Here is a 16,367-nt window from a genome sequence, read left to right as displayed (position 1 = left end):
GCCATGCCAGGCGGGAAGCGGCCCAAGGGCGATGATCCACGACGCATCGAGCGCGGGAAGGCCCGGTTACGCTTCGGCCAGAATCTGCTGAATCACCTGCTCGAAGGTTTCCACGGGCTGACCGCCGCTCACCAGATAGCGGCCGTTAAAGATAATCGCCGGCACGGACTGAATGCCCTTGGCCTGATATTCCCGTTCTTCCGCGCGAACCTCGTCGGCATAGGCACCGCTACGCAGCACCTCATTGGCCTGGCCGGCGTCGAGCCCCACGGATTGGGCCGCTTCGACCAGGACTTCGTGATTGCTCGGGTCCTTGCCTTCGGAATGATAGGCCCGCAGCAGCGCCAGTTTGAGCGGCAACTGCTTGCCTTCGAGACCGGCCCAATGCAGCAGGCGGTGCGCGTCGAAGGTGTTGTAGACGTGCGTGCGCGCGCCGAAGTCAAAACCGACACTCGCGCCACGTTCGCGGATCATGGCTTGCGTTTCGGCGATCTGCGCCGGCGTGCGGCCGTATTTCTTGCCTAGATAATCGACAATGGCCTCGCCGTCCGGTCCCATGTCCGGATTCAGTTCGAAGGGATGCACCGTTACCTGGGCGTCGACCGAATCGCTTAAGCGCGATAGCGCAAGCTCAAGCGAAGACAGGCCGATTGCACACCACGGGCAGGCGATATCGGAGACAAAATCGATGGTTAGCTGTTGTTTCATGACTTTCCTGACGGGAATAACCTGTGGCACGGCCGCCCCGGAACGACGCCGGAACGGCCCAAGGGGTAGCCTAGCCTGAATCGCCAATATTTGCAGGCGGGCGCTCCGGACATCAACCGAAACAGGCACCCGCGCAAGCTTCAGTCCGGCATCCCGTCATGGTCCCCGAGCGGCCTCGCAGGCCAGTCCAGCCAGCGGTCGGCGCGAGTCCGTTCGTGCGCCTCGTTGAGCGGGTAACGAATGCGGTTGTCGTCGCGTGGACGTTCGCCGATTACCATCAGCCTGACTTCGTCTTTCGTATTGTTGATGAAGGTGTGGCAAATGCCGGTGCCGGCCGGAAATGCGACGGAATCGCCTTCCGCAATGGAATGCAGCACACCGTCGATCCAGACATCGGGCTTGCCTTCGAGCACGTACACAAACTCCTGCTCGGTGCTTTCCGCGTGCGGATAGGACGTGCGCCGGCCGGGCAGGAGCCTAACGTGATGAATGCCGATACGCGTAATGCCGAGTGCAGCGGAAAGCGGCGCGTCGAGCGCCATTTTCTCGGTATCGCCGCGATAGGAATGCGCATCCGGTTCTTCCAGTTCGGTCCAGTGTTTGATGAAATCCGGGCGGCTCATCGCTTGCTCTCCTTAAGGACTACGTTCGATAACAGCGGTTTGCACAAGGAACGATACGTCTTCGGTCTCGCAACGAAAAGCCCTGTCGTCCTCAAGCTCGCAAGTCACTTCGGCACACGAATATTGAACGGCTTTCCCGGCACCCACGCCCAGGTCGCAATAACCTTCGCACCTTCTGGTCCCGCCGTCGTGACGTGGACCACGCCGGCCGGCATCCGGTAGCTCTCGCCCGCATGAACGACCCGTGTGGGTTGACCGTCGACCTGCACCGTGACCTCCCCCTCAAGCACGTACGCAAGCTCGGGACCAGTCGCCTTGTGCGACGGCTTTGACGCGTTCGGCGGAAATTCGGCAATGCCCATGCCCATTTCGCGATCTGTTCCGGGAACTGGAACCCGTTGCAACACGACGGTGTCTTTCGCCGCCGGTGCGCTATCCGCAGCTTCGGCAGATTGAACGCACATGAGCGCTAGAAGGAGAAAAGGAAGGCAGCGAGCACTTTTCATGGAAGAGGGTCCTGGTCATTGCCTGTCGTTGGCGAGCGACGTGAGAATCCGGTATGCAACGCTTACCCGCTCCTCGATAGGGAAATTCCTGTTGGCAAGAATGACGATCCCCAGCCGCTTCTGCGGAATGAATGCGACGTATGCGCCGAAGCCGTTAGTCGACCCCGTCTTGTTGATCCAGACATCTTCACGCGGTGCCTGCGGTGGCGATATTGCCGTGACCGGCGTTGCGTTGAAGATCATCGCCGGTGAATTCCCGTCCAGAAGCGTCTGCAGTTTGACAGGGTACGGATACTGTTCCCATATCAGATCCTGGGTCATCGCTCCGGCTTTGAAGTATCCCGTGTGGGTATTCGTAATCGCGCGCTGAAGTTTCGGGTCCAACGGGATCAGATTCATGTTGGCCTGCACGAGACGGATCATGTCGGCAGCCGTGGTCCTGACGCCGTAGGCCTCATCGGACAGCACCCCGGGCGCCATTCTGATCGGCGCGCCTTGTTTCGTGTAGCCCTGAGCGTAGTCATTCAACGCGCCCGCGGGAACGTTGATGTAGCTGCGTTTCATATCGAGCGCGGGAAACAGCTGATTTTCCATCAGCGCGCCAAATTCCTGCCCCATGCTCTTTGCCGTTATCAGGCCGAGCGCGCCGATGCCGGGATTGGCATACGTCCGATAGGTGCCTTGCGCATAGGTGGGCTGCCACTGCCTGAAATATTGCATCAACTGATCGTTGTTGCGGATCGCGTCCGGCACCTGCAACGGGAGCCCTCCGGGTGTGTGCGTGCCCAGATTGAGAAGACTGACCTTGCCGAACTCGCTATTTCGCAGAGACGGCAGGTACTTGCCCGACGGATCCGACAAGGATAGATAGCCGCGCTCCTGCGCATAGGAGGCTAGCGTCGCCGTCAATGTCTTGCTGACTGAACCCAGTTCGAACAAGGTGTCACGCGTAACGGGCTTTCGTGTTTCCGTCGACGCCACCCCGTAGTTGAATACGTAGTGGTTGTCCCCGTCGATGATTCCAACCGCCATGCCGGCGATGTCATCTTTCGCCATGACCGGCTGTATGGCTCGAGTCACGGTCTGACTGATTCTGTTCTGCTGATCGTCGGCCGCGTGGCTGACAGGCGTGGCTGCGCACGCGAGGAGGATTGTTGCGATAACGCTGACGGCTCTGAAGTTCATGTCCCTAACAGGTCGATTTTTTGCGCAGGGGGTGAAGTCCGGGCGGGCTCACTGAGGCAGCAGTATGCGTGCTCGCGCACGCACCGACTATCGACGATATCTTGTCCAAGGGAAAAGAAAATCTTTCGCATGACATGCGATGCCCTGCCCCTTGCCGCTAACCCGCCTGCCCCCTGCGCCAACGATCAGTACGATCCCATGTAGTCGCGCTTGCCGATTTCGACGCCGTTATGGCGCAGAATCGCGTAGGCCGTCGTCACGTGGAAGAAGAACTGCGGCAGGCCATAGTTTTGCAAATAGGCGCTGCCAACCAGCTTCTTCTCTTTCGGGGTACCCGGACGCAGCACGATTTCCTTGTTCTCGCTGCCCTCGAACTGAGCGGCATCGAGTGTGCCGATGTAGGTCAACGCCTTGGCGATAAGCGCCTGCAGGTCGGCAAATGTGACTTCGGTGTCAGGCCACGACGGCACCTCCACGCCGGCGAGGCGCGAGCTGACACCTTTGGCGAAATCGGCTGCGATCTGCACCTGACGCACGAGGGGGAACATATCCGGGAACAGGCGCGCTTGCAGCAGCGCGTTCGGCTCGATGTTCTTTTCGGTGACGTGTGCTTCGGCTTTCTTCAGCACGTCGGACAATGCCGTTAGCATTTGCTTGAAAACCGGGACGGATGCGCTGTAGATGGAACTTGTCATGGTCGCTCTTTCGATCGATGTGGGATGCCGGCGCGAAGGTATCGCGCCGGTCGGTTGAATGTCTGGCCAGTCATGGAACTTGTTGACTGGAGCGGCGGAAGATTACCATTGTCTTCACCGAAGCACTCGCGGGGACGCACTGCAGGTATGCGACAGGCTGCGGTACTGGCAGGTCCGTTTCGGACCACGACGAATCAACAAACAGGATTGAACGCCATGAACGACAAGCAGGATGCAGCGCCAGACAGCACAGCAGCACGCGTCGCCTTGTGGCGTGCATTGCATGTCGAGGTCGATTCGCCACCGCATGTGCTGGAAGACACAATCGGCCTCAAGCTGCTGGCCCCGGACGAGGATTGGCGCAGCCGCGGAGACATGAATCCGCAGTTCACGCGGCCCTTTCGCGCTTCAATCGTGGCGCGGGCCCGCTTCATCGAGGATCTGGTCGCGGAGCAGGCCGGCCGCGGGGTGACCCAGTATGTCATTCTCGGCGCGGGCCTCGATACCTTCGCACAACGCAGACCGGAGATCGCGTCCCGCCTCACGGTGTTCGAGGTCGACCCGCCAGGCCCTCAGGCATGGAAGCGTCAGCGTCTGATCGAGCTCGGCTTCGGCGTGCCGGACTGGCTGCGCTTCGTGCCGGTCGATTTCGAGGCGGGCGGTTCCTGGCGAGACGAACTGGTGAGCGCCGGCTTCGACGACAGCAAGCCTGCAATCGTAGTCTCCACGGGCGTCAGCATGTATCTCACGAAGGAGGCGAACACGGCCACGTTGCGCGAAGTCGCGGCCCTCGCTTCGGGATCGACACTCGCCATGACGTTCCTGCTCCCGCTCGAACTGGCCGACCCTGAAGTGCGTCCCGGGCTCGAGATGGCGGAGAAAGGCGCGCGCGCAAGCGGCACACCGTTCCTCAGCTTCTTCACCCCGCCCGACATCCTGGCGCTCGCCCGCGATGCGGGCTTTAAGGAAGCACGGCACGTTTCGGCGGCCGATCTCACCCAGCGCTACTTCGCAGGCAGGGCAGATGGTCTGCGCCCGCCGAACAACGCCGAGGAACTGCTGGTCGCCAATACCTGACAGCTCGCGCACTTTCCGACCAGCATGACAATACGACTGAGCCCGCAATAGTCCAGCAATGAGCCCGCCAAGTGAATACTAGCTACCTCGTCGGCGAACCCAGACCAGCGCCCCGCTTGCGGCGCCTGCTATGGCTGTGGATCGCGTTCTGGTTGCTGATGTTGGCGGTTGGCCTGCAGGAATCGTTGTGGAGCGGCAAACTGCTTGTCTGGCAGCCGCTCGTCAACAACGGCTCGTCGGCGCTCGGCGCCACCGTGCTGGCTGTCATGCAGAGGAGACGCGCGGACCGCTTCGACAGCCTGCTCAATCGGCCACTGCATTGGTTTCTCCGCGTCTGGGCATGGATGCCGCTGCAGTTGGTCGTCTACGTCACGGGTGTGTACGCGTTGCGGATCGGGGTCTACGCACTCGCCGGAGTAAGGTTCAGGCACGGGCCCTGGGCCGAAGTCATCGCTTACGAAGTGACGCAATTCGTGCTGTTCTACGCGTTACTCGGGGGTATTCAATTCGGCCTGCGTTCCTACCGGGCGTGGTCCGCCGAGCGGCTGCGTTCCGCAGAGCAGGCGAGTCTCGCGCGACAGGCGCAACTTGCCCAGTTGACCCAGCAACTGCAACCGCACTTTCTCTTTAACGCGCTGAACACCATTTCGTCGCTGATCCACAGCGACCCCGACACCGCCGACATGCTGCTCACCCGCCTCGCGACCTTGTTGCGCGCGGCCACCGACGCGAGCCAGCATCCCGAACAGTCTCTCGCCGACGAGCTGCTCCTGCTCCACGCCTATGCGGACATCATGGTCAGGCGTTTTGCCGACCGGGTCCAGATTTCCTGGGATGTCGATGCCACCGCACAGTCGTGCCGCGTCCCCACGCTCGGACTTCAACCGTTGCTGGAAAACTGCTTCCGGCACGTCGTGGAACAACGCAGCGCGTTCACACACATCGCGATACGCATAGCGCGCAGCGCGGACCATTTGCGGATCGAGATTGAAGACGACGGAGACTTGCGGCAGCTTCCCGACAGGCGCGGTGTGGGACTGGGCAACCTCGAGGACCGTCTGCAATCCTTGTACGGCCCGCAGGCAAGTCTCACACTGCAACTGCGGCCGGGCGGCGGCCTGATTGCCGGGATGACACTGCCATGCGCGTACTGATCGTCGACGACGAGGCACTCGCCCGCAGCAAAATGCTGCGCATGCTTAGCGCATTCCCCGATGTCGAAGTAGTCGGCGAAGCCTCCAACGGTGCGACGGCGCTGGCGCTGACTGCGCAGTTGCGGCCGGACGTGATTTTCCTGGACGTACAGATGCCCGAGGTCAGCGGTTTCGACGTGGCTGCCTCGCTGCCTGACAACGCAAGTGCAGACGCAAACGCGGACGCACCCACGGACGCACCCGCCGTGGTCTTCGTGACCGCATTCGACCAGTACGCGTTGCAGGCATTCGACGCCCATGCCGTCGACTACCTGCTGAAACCCGTCGAGCCGGAGCGCCTCGCGCGCGCCGTGCAGCGCCTGCGCAAATCGATGCGCGGCGCGACACGCCCGAGCGTCGGCATGCCCGCCCAACTGGTGATTACCGAGCGCGGGCAAACGCATATCGTGCGCTGCGCCGAGATCGAATGGCTGGAAGCCGCCGACAACTACGTCAACCTTCATCTTCCCGGAAAAAGCCTGCTGATACGCCGCACGCTCGCCGCCTTGCTCGATGACCTCGACGCGGCCTTTGTCCGTACGCACCGCGGCGCTGCCGTGGCATTGGCCGCCGTGCTCACCGTACGGCCACGCGGAAAGGGCGACGCCACCGTCGTGCTGCGCAGCGGTGCCGAGGTCTCCTGCAGCCGGCAGTATCGGGAGTCGCTGATGCAACGCCTGCAGCAATAGCTGCCGGTCATCCGACCGCCCAATCCACCCCGCAGCAGACCCAACTCGTCCCAGTTCGATTGCGAATCGGGGACCAGCAACCTACGCTGGCCAGCATCACGATAAGGATGATCCGGTCATGGCTGCGTTGCTCACCCTGCTCAAATTCTCCGTCGCTCTGATTCTCGCCTCCTCATTGGCCGAAGCACTGGTCCTTTCCGTCCGGAACGGCTGGCGCGGCTACGACTGGCGCGCGACCGGAATCTCGGTGGTCGACCTTCTCGTTCGGGAATATCCGCTGCAGTGGCTGCTGCCGCTCGCGTTCTGGGGCGATGCCATGCACTGGTTCTGGCAACACAGGCTCTGGACCTTGCCGATGAACCATTGGAGCGGTTGGCTGGCGTGCTTCGTGGGTCAGGAGTTCTGCTACTACTGGTATCACCGCGCGGCCCACCGCACACGCTGGTTCTGGTGCACGCACGCCATCCACCATTCGCCCAATCAACTCAACCTGTCCGCCGCGTACCGCATCGGTTGGACTGGCCGCCTTACCGGTTCGACGCTGTTCTTCGTGCTCGCGCCGCTGTTCGGCATGCCGCCGCGCATTGTGCTGATGCTGCTTTCGCTCAACCTGCTCTATCAGTTCTGGCTGCACGCCACCTGGATTCCCCGCCTCGGGCCGCTGGAATGGATTCTCAACACGCCTTCCGCGCACCGCGTGCATCACGCGGCCAACCTTGAATACCTCGATGGAAACTACGGCGGCGTGCTGATCGTGTTCGACCGGCTATTTGGCACCTACATCGCGGAACGGCGTGACGTACCGTGCCGCTACGGTCTGGTCCAGCCGATGACGAGCTATAACCTGCTGACCGTCGAGTTCGCTCACTGGCGCGCGCTATGGCGCGACCTCCTGAGCGCCCGCTCCCTGCGCGAGGTAGCGGGCTACATCGCCAGGCCGCCTGGCTGGCGGCCCGATCACAACGGGGAAACAACCGAAGATCTCAGGCGCCGTGCAGATCCACGCGCCTTCGGATTGGAACAGCGATAGGCTCAGGCTTGCTCGGTAAAACCCAACGATTGGGTGTCCGATGGGGGAAAGAAGTTCGGTATTGCCGAGCTGTTCATCTCGAAGATGTTTGCGCGAAGCACGCCGTATGAGGTCCGTCCGGACGTGCTCGTAAAAGTCGCGGTGCCGTCCTTCGCCGCTTGCACGCTTTGCATGAAACTCAAGAAACCGTTCGCACTGCCCGGGTTCTGCGCGAGGTTCAGCTGCGCGCCGCCCGGCGTGCTGTACGTGCCACCGGTCATCAACGAAGATTGAGCCTCGGTGCCCATGCTGTTGAACAGACTCATGAAACTCGTCAATCCGTCGGCCTGTTTGCTGACGGCGTCGGACTCCGACTGGGACAGCGTTTTGCCATCCGCGTCTGCCCAGGTCGTATAACCGGCGACGGCATCGTCATGAAATGATTTCACGGCCTGAACAAGAGCGGTGTTGCTATTCAGCTTCCCTTGAAGCCATGTTTTGTCCGCGTCACTCAGTGTTTTCGAAGAAACGACAATCGTGCCGTTGCTCGACGCAAAGTCGAACTGTGCATTAGCCAGATCCGGCCGCTCTTTCACGACGGATTGCATGGTCGGCACAAGGGCATTGGCAATGTTCCCGGCGTCGACACCCATCTGCAACGGTGCGTTCAGCGCCTTCAGATACTTGTCTAGGCGGGTGTGGTCTTGCGGATCGACGGCAGTGACGGTCATGGGCGCGGAAGCCGTCTGCGAGGCTGGCACAGTAAGCGTTGATGCGGCCGAATTGAGCGCGGTACTGCTTAACTGCGTAGAGACTAACTGCGTGGACAGGGGTTGCACTGCAACATTAGCGGAGTTCACAGTGTTTATCGAAATACTCACGTCGCCCTCATTTTAAGGTTGTTGTAATCGTGATTACGGCGAGGCATCGAGAAACTTGAACCGTTTTTTTTACCCGCAATGCATTTGTGCAATCGACCGCCAAGCGCTCGAAGTACCGCCCCCTAACTCAGTGCATTAAAAAAATTGCGACAATGAAAACGGCAACGGCTTAGCGTCTTCAAGCAGTGACGTCTTTAAGCAGTGACCTCTTTACTCAGTTACGGATTTTCGAAACCAGGCATTGCCCGGCTTTGCGCCCAGCTCTGGTTCGCTAACGGCAACTCATTCCGCCTCTACGAAGACGAGATCACTTTCTTCATCGAAGGCGCAGGATGCAACGCGTAGTTCTGCCGTTCATAGAAGAGAACCGCATCTGGCCGCGCGTCGAGAAACACTGCGGTCATGTCGCGGGCACGCGCATGGGCCTCTGCATACTCCATCAACGCGCGACCCGCACCGCTGCCCCGTATTGCCGCATCGACAACGAGATCGTCGACGTGCAAGTGTGGCCCCCGCGCCAAAGTGTGGACGGGCCTCATCCCCATCACGCCAATCAGCGTGTCGCCCTGAAATGCGCCGACAAGCTCGTAGCCAGAATCCGCTTGCAGCCTCGCCCGTTTGAGAAACTCGGCTTGATCAAGCGAGCGTAATTGCGCAATCACAGGAAAAGCTTGCACCCACTCCGCTGAGGAAAGCCTTCTGATATCCAGACTCTTATTGTGATTGTCAGCCATCGCTGTCTTGCGTCCTCGTTGGGAAAATCGCGATTCTTGCACGAAACAGGCTTCAACATTGCCGGCAAACCGGGTGCACGGCTGCGCCGGTCTAACCAACGGCAAGCCCCCCATACGGAAACACGAAAATATCCGTTGTCACGCCGCCCACGTTTGCATTGCCTACACTCAGATCACGCGCAAAACGTTTTCCAGCACCACGACCGCAACAGCGTTCGCGGTGCGGCTTGCGCGTGTGAATCCCGTCTCGTATCAATCGTAAGGAGAATCGTCATGGCAACCTATGTGGTTCTTGCACAATTCACCGATCAGGGTATTCGCGGCATCAAAAACAGCCCGCAGCGCGCCAGTCAGGCAGCGGAATTGGCCAAGGCCTTTGGCTGTGAAATGAAAGACATCTACTGGACGATGGGCAAATACGACATTGTCACGATCGTCGAAGCACCGGATGACGAAAGTTTCGCGGCATATGGCTACGCGCTGGGGTCGGCAGGCAACGTCCGCACGCAAACGCTCCGCGCGTTCAGTAAGGACGAATGCAGCGCGATTATCGGCAAACTCCCATAAAACAGGCTGTTATCCGGAACGCAAGTTGCTCTCTCTTTCCGCGACTCTTTCTCAGGAGATCACAATGAACACAAACGCAAACGGCAACGAAGACGTGCGCGCATTCGTGCAAACGGCCGAACAGGCCGGCGAGTATGTCTGGATCATCACGCTGGTCGACTTTGGGGCGAAGAAGATCAAACGCTCACTGGTTTCGGACGACACCTTTGCTCTGCGCGCCGCCGCTCAAGATGCCGGCGACGCCTATCTGAAGGGACTTGCCGCGGACCGCTAGCGAGGCGTGGGACCGCCCTGCGGGATCGGCCTGCGGGATTGACCTGCTTTACCAGGCGGGCAGACAGACTGAAGTTGGACCAAAGGCAGGGGTCGATAAAGAAGGCCATCGCTGTCCGCCATGATCCGCGTTCGCCTTAGTGGGAGTTTTATCTGTATTTCGGTGTCTGAGAGTCATAACGTGCGAGCCCGGCGTTATCGGGTGACTGGCTCCGTATCGTCACCCAGGACCGGCCGGCGCTTTTTTCCGATTGGAGGCCCGACATGCGGCGCATTTATTTCCTGTTGCCCGATGTGCAAAGCGGGAAGTCGATCATTGACGAGCTGTTGCTGAAGCGGGTCGAGTGGCGGCACATCCACGTTCTCGCGCGTCCGGACGTGCACCTGGAACAGTTGCCGGAGGCGACGCTGACGCAGCGCAGCGACCTGCTTCCCGCGCTGGCGCGCGGCACCGCCGCGGGTGGTGTGACCGGCATGCTCGTGGGCCTTGTCGCGATGGCGTTTCCGCCCTCCGGGCTGACGATCGCGGGCGGCGTTGTGGTCCTGATGACTCTGGCGAGCGCAGGGTTCGGCGCATGGACTGCGACCATGATCGGTATCGGCATTCCGAGCACGCGTTTGAAACGCTTCGAAACCGCGATCGAAAACGGTGAATTGCTGATGATGGTGGACGTGGGGAAAGACCGCGTCGACGAAATCGAAGAGCTGGTTAAGCGTCACCATCCGGAAGCGGACATCGAGGGAACGGATCCGACGATTCCCGCGTTTCCCTGAACCTTCGCGTTCAATCGGCGGCGCCCGCCCTCAAGCGAGTGTGCGGATCGAATTGCTGATCCCGCGGGCGCAATCGATCACCGCGGGCGCGAGCCGTGCCTCCGCCTCCGCCAACGTCCATCGGCTCGTTGGCGCGACGACGTGAACCGCGCCGACCGGCCGGCGTTCCCCGTCCAGCACGGGCGCCGCAATCGTCATATCCCCAATGAACAGTTCCTCGCGATTCGACGCGTAGCCATTGCGCCGCCCCAGCGCGAGCCGCGCTTCGATCTCGCCGAGATCCGTCACGGTGTATTGCGTATGCGCCACCCGATCGCTGGCCGACAGCAGCACACGTGACTCGTTTTCCGGAAGCGCCGCGAGATAGGCCCGCCCCGACGCCGTGCAGTACATCGGAATGCGGCTGCCGATCGGCATGTGAATCGGCACGAACTTCATACACACGAAGCGCGCCACGTAGACCATGTCGGCGCCGTCCGGCTCGGTCAGATTGGTTGTCTCACCGGTGACATTGGTGAGCTCGGATAGAAACGGATTGGCGACGTCAATCAGCGTGTCGGCAGCCAGATAGTTGAAACCGATCTGCATCACGCGCGGCGCCAGTTGATAGCGCCGGGTACGCGGGTGTTTTCTCACATAGCCGAGCTTCTCCAGCGTGTAGATCATGCGCTGTGCCGAACTCTTGGTAATGGAGGTTGCCTCCGCGACTTCCGGCAAGGTCATCGACCTGCGCTGCGCGCTGAACGCGCGCAACACCGCAATGCCCTTCTCCAGCGACTGATTGAACAGCGCGTCCGGCGTTTCCTCCGGCTCCGGGGGCGCTTGCGGGGGTGCGCTGAGCGTCTTGCCTGTCATGGATTCACCCAATTGTTTTAGCCTGAGATTGACTCTAACATATCGAATATCGATACGCAAATTTCGTTTGTCGATATTTTTGACTCGAATATCATGTATCAAATGATGGGTACCGATATTTCGATCGGCCGTCGTCAACTCGTGGAGAGACCTCATGTTCCAGTTCGCCAAACGCTTTGCCAGTGTCTTTGCAACAGGATTGCTGCTCGCCGGTGCCCCGGCCTTGTCGGTGGCCGCCCCCACTTACGAGATTGGAGCGACGGCCACCGGCGTGCCGTTCACCTTTCTCGATGTGAAAAGCAATTCGATTCAGGGTCTGCTGGTCGATGCGATTACAGCAACGGGCAAGGCTGCCGGCTTCGACGTGAAGATCCAGCAGACCACCTTCTCTTCATTGATTCCGTCGCTGACCACGAAGAAGATCGACATCATCTCGGCGGCCATGCTGAAAACACCGGCGCGCCAGCAAGTCGTCGATTTCTCCGACACCGTGTACTCGTATGGCGAAGGTCTGATCGTGCGCGCCGACGATAAAGGCCAGTACACCTCAATGGACGATCTCAAAGGCGAGGTGGTCGGCGCGCAGGTCGGCACCGCGTTCGTCGACGCGTTGAACAAGAAAGGCATCTACAAGGAAGTGCGGACCTACGATTCAGTCGCCGACATCATGCGCGACGTCGCACTCGGGCGCATCAAGGCAGGCTTCGGCGACCAGCCGATTCTGGCCTACCAGCTTCAGCACAATCCGAATCCGCAATTGCGTCTTGTCGCGGGATACCAACCGTCGGTGAAAGGCCAGTTGTGTTTCGTCGTGCGCAAGGGTGACACGGCGATGCTGGAGCAATTGAATACCGGCATCAAGAAGATCAAGGCGGACGGCACGCTCACGCAGATCATCAAGAAGTGGCAGGTGGAATGACGTGACGTCGTTTTCAGAATAAGGACGGTTCGCCATGTTCTTCCAGAACGCCATCGAGTTTCTGCCGATCCTGCTGAAAGGCGCGGTCGTCACGATCGAGATCACCTTTTGCTCGTTCATTCTGAGCACCTTGCTCGGCCTGGTACTCGCGCTGATGCGCGTGTCCCAGAACCGCATCGTATCGAACGCCGCCGCGACTTTCATCAATGTGATTCGCGGGCTGCCGATCATCGTTCAGCTCTTCTACATTTATTTTGTGCTGCCCGATCTCGGCGTGCAGTTGTCGGCGTTCCAGGCGGGCTTCATCGGTCTCGGCGTCGCCTATTCGGTGTATCAGGCGGAAAACTTCCGGGCGGGCATCCAGGCAATCGATCACGGGCAGATCGAAGCGGCGCAGTCCATCGGCATGCGCGGCGCGATGATCATGCGGCGTGTGGTGTTGCCGCAGGCGTTCCGGATCGCCTTGCCGCCGTATGGCAATACGCTCGTGATGATGCTTAAGGACTCCTCGCTCGCGTCGACGATCACCGTCGCCGAAATGACGCGCGCCGGGCAGCTTATCGCGTCGTCGACGTTTCAGAACATGACGGTATTCACGCTGGTGGCGCTGCTTTACCTGGCGCTCAGCCTGCCGCTCGTCTACGGCTTGCGGCGAATCGAACGCCGCCTCGGATTGAAGGGAAAACGATGATCAAGGTCGACGCGATTCACAAGCGCTTTCACGATCAGCACGTGCTGAAGGGCGTGAGCCTGAGCGTCGAACGCGGCCAGGTGGTGTGTCTGATCGGCCCGTCCGGATCCGGCAAATCAACGTTGCTTCGATGCATCAACGGACTGGAACGGCATGACGCCGGCACGATCACCGTCGAAGGCAACGTCGTCGACGCGAAGTCGAAACAGATCCACAACTTGCGTGCGCAGGTCGGCATGGTGTTTCAGCGCTTCAATCTGTTTCCGCATCGCACCGCGCTGGAGAACGTGTTCGAAGGTCCCGTGTTCGTCAGGAAGGAAGCGCGTGCACAAGCCCGCGAACGGGCGCGGCATCTGCTCGACAAGGTCGGTCTCTCGCATCGGATGGACGCTTACCCGGCCGAAATGTCGGGCGGCCAGCAACAGCGCGTGGCGATTGCACGCGCGCTGGCCATGGAACCGAAAGCGATCCTGTTCGACGAGCCGACCTCGGCACTCGACCCGGAACTGGTGGGCGAAGTACTCGGCGTGATGCGCCAGCTTGCCGACGACGGCATGACCATGATCGTCGTCACGCATGAAATGGGCTTTGCGCGCGAAGTGGCCGACCGGGTGTGTTTTCTTCATGACGGCACGATCCATGAAGAAGGGTCGGCCGCCGATCTGTTCGAACGTCCGCGCAATCCTCGCACACGCGAGTTTCTCGGCAAGATGCCCGCGCTTACCGAAGCATCCCGGATCTGAATACCACTATGAGCCTGGTTGAAGTTGCAAAACCGCTGCCCCCTTCTCTCTGGGCGGCAACGGCGGAACCCGCTATCGACGCGCCACCGCTCGATAGCTCGGTCACGGTGGATGTGGCGATCGTCGGCGCCGGTTACACGGGTTTGTCGACCGCCTTGCATCTGGCGGAACAGGGTCTACGCGTGTGCGTGATCGACGCCAACGAGCCCGGCTGGGGCGCGTCCGGCCGCAATGGCGGCCAGGTGATCCCGGGCCTGAAATACGATCCCGACGAGCTCATCCGGCGCTACGGCCCACGCGATGGCGCGGCGCTCGTGCAGATGGCGGGCGGCGCCGCGGATGCGGTGTTCGACCTGATCGAACGCCACGGCATTCAGTGCCATGCAAAGCGCGCCGGCTGGATTCAGCCGACCCATTCGAGCAAGCTGCTCGGCACGCTGCACGCCCGGGCGAAGCAGTGGGAATCGCGCGGCGCGCCAGTCGAACTGCTCGACCGTGCGCAGATATCGAGGCGGCTCGGCACGGGCGCATTCGTTGGCGGCTGGGTCGACCTGCGCGCGGGCAGCGTGCATCCGTTGAGCTACGCGCGCGGCCTCGCGCGTGCGGCGCAAACCGCAGGCGCGGCGATCCACGGCGGAACCCGTGCCGCGAGCGTCGAGCGTGGCCCGGCAGGCTGGCGAATTCGCACGGCGCATGGTCCGCTCATCGATTCGAAGCAGATCCTGCTGGCAACCAACGGCTACACCGATGGACTGTGGCCACGCCTCGCCCAATCGGTGATCGCGGCGAATAGCTTCATCGTCGCAACGAAACCGCTGCCCGCCGATGTCGGCGCCACGATTCTGCCGGGCGGCGAAGTGGCCTCCGATTCGCGCCGCCTGCTGCTCTACTTCCGCAAGGATGCGCATGGGCGTTTGCTGATGGGCGGACGCGGACCGTTTCGCGAGCCTCGCAACGCGGCGGACTGGGCTCATCTCGAGCGTGCCGCCCAGTTGATGTTTCCGCAATTGAAGGACATCGGCTACGAATACCGGTGGGCCGGCCGCATCGCCATTACACGCAATTTTTTGCCGCACGTGCATCTGCCGGCAGAAGGCATGACGATCGCGCTCGGTTACAACGGACGCGGCATTGCGATGGCGACGACCCTGGGCAAGCATCTGGCCGCGTTGATCGGCGGGACGACACGCGGCATGCCGCTTCCGCCCACGTCGATCGAACCCGTTCCGTTCCACGCGTTGCAACGGTTCTATATCAGCGCAGGCGTGGCATGGTACGGACTGCTTGACGCGCTGTCGTGAGAGACTCGATGAGGAATGAGCGCGGACTCGCCGTGTATCTGCCGTGTAGTTAGCGCGCGGTCCATCCCCCGTCGATGACGAGATTGGCACCGGACATGAAGGCCGAGTCGTCGCTCGCCAGAAAGGCCGCCGCACCGGCAACCTCGTCAGGCGAACCGATTCGCCCCAGCACGGTGGCGGCTTCGAAAGAGCGCCGCAGTCCATCCGGATCGGGGCTGCTGGTAAACACATCCTCCAGCAGTTGCGTCGCGACAGGTCCGGGACAAAGGCAGTTCACCCGGATACCGCTGCGGCCATGGTCGATCGCCATCGCCTTGGTCAACATCACCACGCCGCCTTTCGAAGCACAGTAAGCGGCCACATTGGCTTCGCCAACAAGCCCCAACTCGGACGCAATGTTAATGATGACGCCCCGGCCGCGCCGTTGCATTGCCGGGATGATGGCTCTCGAACACAGGAAAACCCCTTTCAGGTTAACCGCCATCAGCCGGTCCCATTCCGCAACGGTGGTGTCGAGAACCGTTTTGGCGAATTCAATGCCCGCGTTGTTGACCAGGATGTCCACGTTTCCGAATCGGGCTTCCGCCTCGCGCACCATCTCGCTCACGTCGGATTCCACCGACACGTCCGCACGAACGTAGCAAGCTTCGCCACCGGAGGCGCAAAGGGCGTCTGCTTCGGCGCTCGCGTCCGTAACGTCGGCGAGCACGACCTTGGCGCCCTCGGCGATGAATCTTGTGGCGATTGCATGTCCGATGCCTCGCTGGGCGCCCGTAATCAGGGCAACACGGTCTTTCAGTCTCATGGCGTTCGTCTCTGGCGCAAACAGGGTGAGCGCCATGTTATCAGCCGGGATTTCGAACACACCTGAATTGGGTGCATACAAAACCCCGGCTAAAACGCCGCGTAATTCGTGTTATTGGCGTTGCAGCACGAGTACCGTC

General features: G+C 60.9%; 20 protein-coding genes. 11 read left to right on the top strand and 9 right to left on the bottom strand.

Annotation, left to right across the window (positions count from 1 at the left end):
- Nucleotides 1-66 precede the first annotated feature (66 nt).
- The 5 genes from BCY88_RS27195 to BCY88_RS27175 all read right to left on the bottom strand — a co-directional run bounded on the left by BCY88_RS27195 (nucleotide 67) and on the right by BCY88_RS27175 (nucleotide 3,717).
- Complete coding sequence (locus BCY88_RS27195; RefSeq protein ID WP_120347252.1) at nucleotides 67-708, bottom strand: DsbA family oxidoreductase; 642 nt, start codon at nucleotides 706-708, stop codon at nucleotides 67-69.
- A 140-nt stretch (nucleotides 709-848) separates the two neighbouring features.
- Entirely contained in the window at nucleotides 849-1,331 is a 483-nt protein-coding gene (locus tag BCY88_RS27190) for a cupin domain-containing protein (RefSeq protein ID WP_120347251.1), read from the bottom strand.
- A 104-nt stretch (nucleotides 1,332-1,435) separates the two neighbouring features.
- Entirely contained in the window at nucleotides 1,436-1,795 is a 360-nt protein-coding gene (locus BCY88_RS27185) for a cupin domain-containing protein (protein ID WP_259461527.1), read from the bottom strand.
- Between the two features lie 57 nt (nucleotides 1,796-1,852).
- On the bottom strand, nucleotides 1,853-3,022 hold the full coding sequence (ampC, locus tag BCY88_RS27180) for a class C beta-lactamase (protein WP_120347249.1): 1,170 nt from the start codon (nucleotides 3,020-3,022) through the stop codon (nucleotides 1,853-1,855).
- A 185-nt stretch (nucleotides 3,023-3,207) separates the two neighbouring features.
- Nucleotides 3,208-3,717, bottom strand: coding sequence for a DUF1993 domain-containing protein (locus BCY88_RS27175; protein ID WP_120347248.1), 510 nt, complete (start codon nucleotides 3,715-3,717; stop codon nucleotides 3,208-3,210).
- A 216-nt stretch (nucleotides 3,718-3,933) separates the two neighbouring features.
- Between BCY88_RS27175 and BCY88_RS27170 the strand changes: the two genes are divergently transcribed.
- The 4 genes from BCY88_RS27170 (at nucleotide 3,934) to BCY88_RS27155 (ending at nucleotide 7,706) form a co-directional block, all read left to right on the top strand.
- Nucleotides 3,934-4,794 carry a class I SAM-dependent methyltransferase gene (locus BCY88_RS27170; RefSeq protein WP_120347247.1) on the top strand — a complete coding sequence of 287 codons (861 nt, stop codon included), beginning with the start codon at nucleotides 3,934-3,936 and terminating at the stop codon, nucleotides 4,792-4,794.
- A gap of 71 nt (nucleotides 4,795-4,865) precedes the next feature.
- Nucleotides 4,866-5,948, top strand: a complete 1,083-nt coding sequence (locus BCY88_RS27165) for a sensor histidine kinase (RefSeq protein ID WP_259461526.1) — start codon at nucleotides 4,866-4,868, stop codon at nucleotides 5,946-5,948.
- Entirely contained in the window at nucleotides 5,936-6,676 is a 741-nt protein-coding gene (locus BCY88_RS27160) for a LytR/AlgR family response regulator transcription factor (protein WP_120347246.1), read from the top strand. Before BCY88_RS27165 ends, BCY88_RS27160 begins: the two co-directional genes overlap by 13 nt.
- 118 nt (nucleotides 6,677-6,794) lie before the next feature.
- Nucleotides 6,795-7,706 carry a sterol desaturase family protein gene (locus tag BCY88_RS27155; RefSeq protein ID WP_120347245.1) on the top strand — a complete coding sequence of 304 codons (912 nt, stop codon included), beginning with the start codon at nucleotides 6,795-6,797 and terminating at the stop codon, nucleotides 7,704-7,706.
- A 2-nt stretch (nucleotides 7,707-7,708) separates the two neighbouring features.
- On the opposite strand, the gene BCY88_RS27150 is transcribed toward BCY88_RS27155, so the two are convergent.
- Nucleotides 7,709-8,416, bottom strand: a complete 708-nt coding sequence (locus tag BCY88_RS27150; protein ID WP_120347244.1) for a hypothetical protein — start codon at nucleotides 8,414-8,416, stop codon at nucleotides 7,709-7,711.
- Between the two features lie 443 nt (nucleotides 8,417-8,859).
- Nucleotides 8,860-9,300, bottom strand: coding sequence for a GNAT family N-acetyltransferase (locus BCY88_RS27145; RefSeq protein ID WP_120347243.1), 441 nt, complete (start codon nucleotides 9,298-9,300; stop codon nucleotides 8,860-8,862).
- A 273-nt stretch (nucleotides 9,301-9,573) separates the two neighbouring features.
- Here BCY88_RS27145 and BCY88_RS27140 point away from each other — a divergent pair, with 273 nt between their 5' ends.
- From BCY88_RS27140 to BCY88_RS27130, 3 genes are all read left to right on the top strand, one after another.
- Nucleotides 9,574-9,867 (top strand): GYD domain-containing protein, encoded by a 294-nt coding sequence (locus BCY88_RS27140; protein WP_120347242.1) that lies wholly within the window; start codon nucleotides 9,574-9,576, stop codon nucleotides 9,865-9,867.
- A gap of 64 nt (nucleotides 9,868-9,931) precedes the next feature.
- On the top strand, nucleotides 9,932-10,141 hold the full coding sequence (locus tag BCY88_RS27135) for a hypothetical protein (protein ID WP_120347241.1): 210 nt from the start codon (nucleotides 9,932-9,934) through the stop codon (nucleotides 10,139-10,141).
- A 263-nt stretch (nucleotides 10,142-10,404) separates the two neighbouring features.
- The gene (locus BCY88_RS27130) at nucleotides 10,405-10,914 is read left to right on the top strand and encodes a DUF1269 domain-containing protein (protein ID WP_120347240.1); all 510 of its coding nucleotides are present in this window, start codon (nucleotides 10,405-10,407) and stop codon (nucleotides 10,912-10,914) included.
- 30 nt (nucleotides 10,915-10,944) lie between these two features.
- On the opposite strand, the gene BCY88_RS27125 is transcribed toward BCY88_RS27130, so the two are convergent.
- Nucleotides 10,945-11,769 carry an IclR family transcriptional regulator gene (locus tag BCY88_RS27125; RefSeq protein WP_120347239.1) on the bottom strand — a complete coding sequence of 275 codons (825 nt, stop codon included), beginning with the start codon at nucleotides 11,767-11,769 and terminating at the stop codon, nucleotides 10,945-10,947.
- A 154-nt stretch (nucleotides 11,770-11,923) separates the two neighbouring features.
- Between BCY88_RS27125 and BCY88_RS27120 the strand changes: the two genes are divergently transcribed.
- From BCY88_RS27120 to BCY88_RS27105, 4 genes are read left to right on the top strand one after another with little or no spacing between them, the layout of a single operon-like run.
- Nucleotides 11,924-12,688: a substrate-binding periplasmic protein gene (locus tag BCY88_RS27120; RefSeq protein ID WP_120347238.1), complete on the top strand. Its 765-nt coding sequence runs from the start codon at nucleotides 11,924-11,926 to the stop codon at nucleotides 12,686-12,688.
- A 34-nt stretch (nucleotides 12,689-12,722) separates the two neighbouring features.
- Nucleotides 12,723-13,379 carry an amino acid ABC transporter permease gene (locus tag BCY88_RS27115; RefSeq protein ID WP_120347237.1) on the top strand — a complete coding sequence of 219 codons (657 nt, stop codon included), beginning with the start codon at nucleotides 12,723-12,725 and terminating at the stop codon, nucleotides 13,377-13,379.
- Nucleotides 13,376-14,122: an amino acid ABC transporter ATP-binding protein gene (locus tag BCY88_RS27110; RefSeq protein WP_120347236.1), complete on the top strand. Its 747-nt coding sequence runs from the start codon at nucleotides 13,376-13,378 to the stop codon at nucleotides 14,120-14,122. The genes BCY88_RS27115 and BCY88_RS27110 overlap by 4 nt, the downstream gene beginning before the upstream one ends.
- Nucleotides 14,123-14,130: 8 nt before the next feature.
- Nucleotides 14,131-15,423 carry an NAD(P)/FAD-dependent oxidoreductase gene (locus BCY88_RS27105; RefSeq protein WP_120347235.1) on the top strand — a complete coding sequence of 431 codons (1,293 nt, stop codon included), beginning with the start codon at nucleotides 14,131-14,133 and terminating at the stop codon, nucleotides 15,421-15,423.
- A gap of 49 nt (nucleotides 15,424-15,472) precedes the next feature.
- Here the strand turns inward: BCY88_RS27105 and BCY88_RS27100 are convergent, their stop codons facing one another.
- Nucleotides 15,473-16,264, bottom strand: a complete 792-nt coding sequence (locus BCY88_RS27100) for an SDR family NAD(P)-dependent oxidoreductase (protein WP_220669699.1) — start codon at nucleotides 16,262-16,264, stop codon at nucleotides 15,473-15,475.
- Nucleotides 16,265-16,367 lie beyond the last annotated feature (103 nt).

The organism is Paraburkholderia fungorum, from assembly GCF_003610895.1.
Taxonomy (GTDB): Bacteria; Pseudomonadota; Gammaproteobacteria; order Burkholderiales; family Burkholderiaceae; genus Paraburkholderia; species Paraburkholderia fungorum_B.
This window is presented reverse-complemented; position numbering and strand designations above follow the sequence as displayed.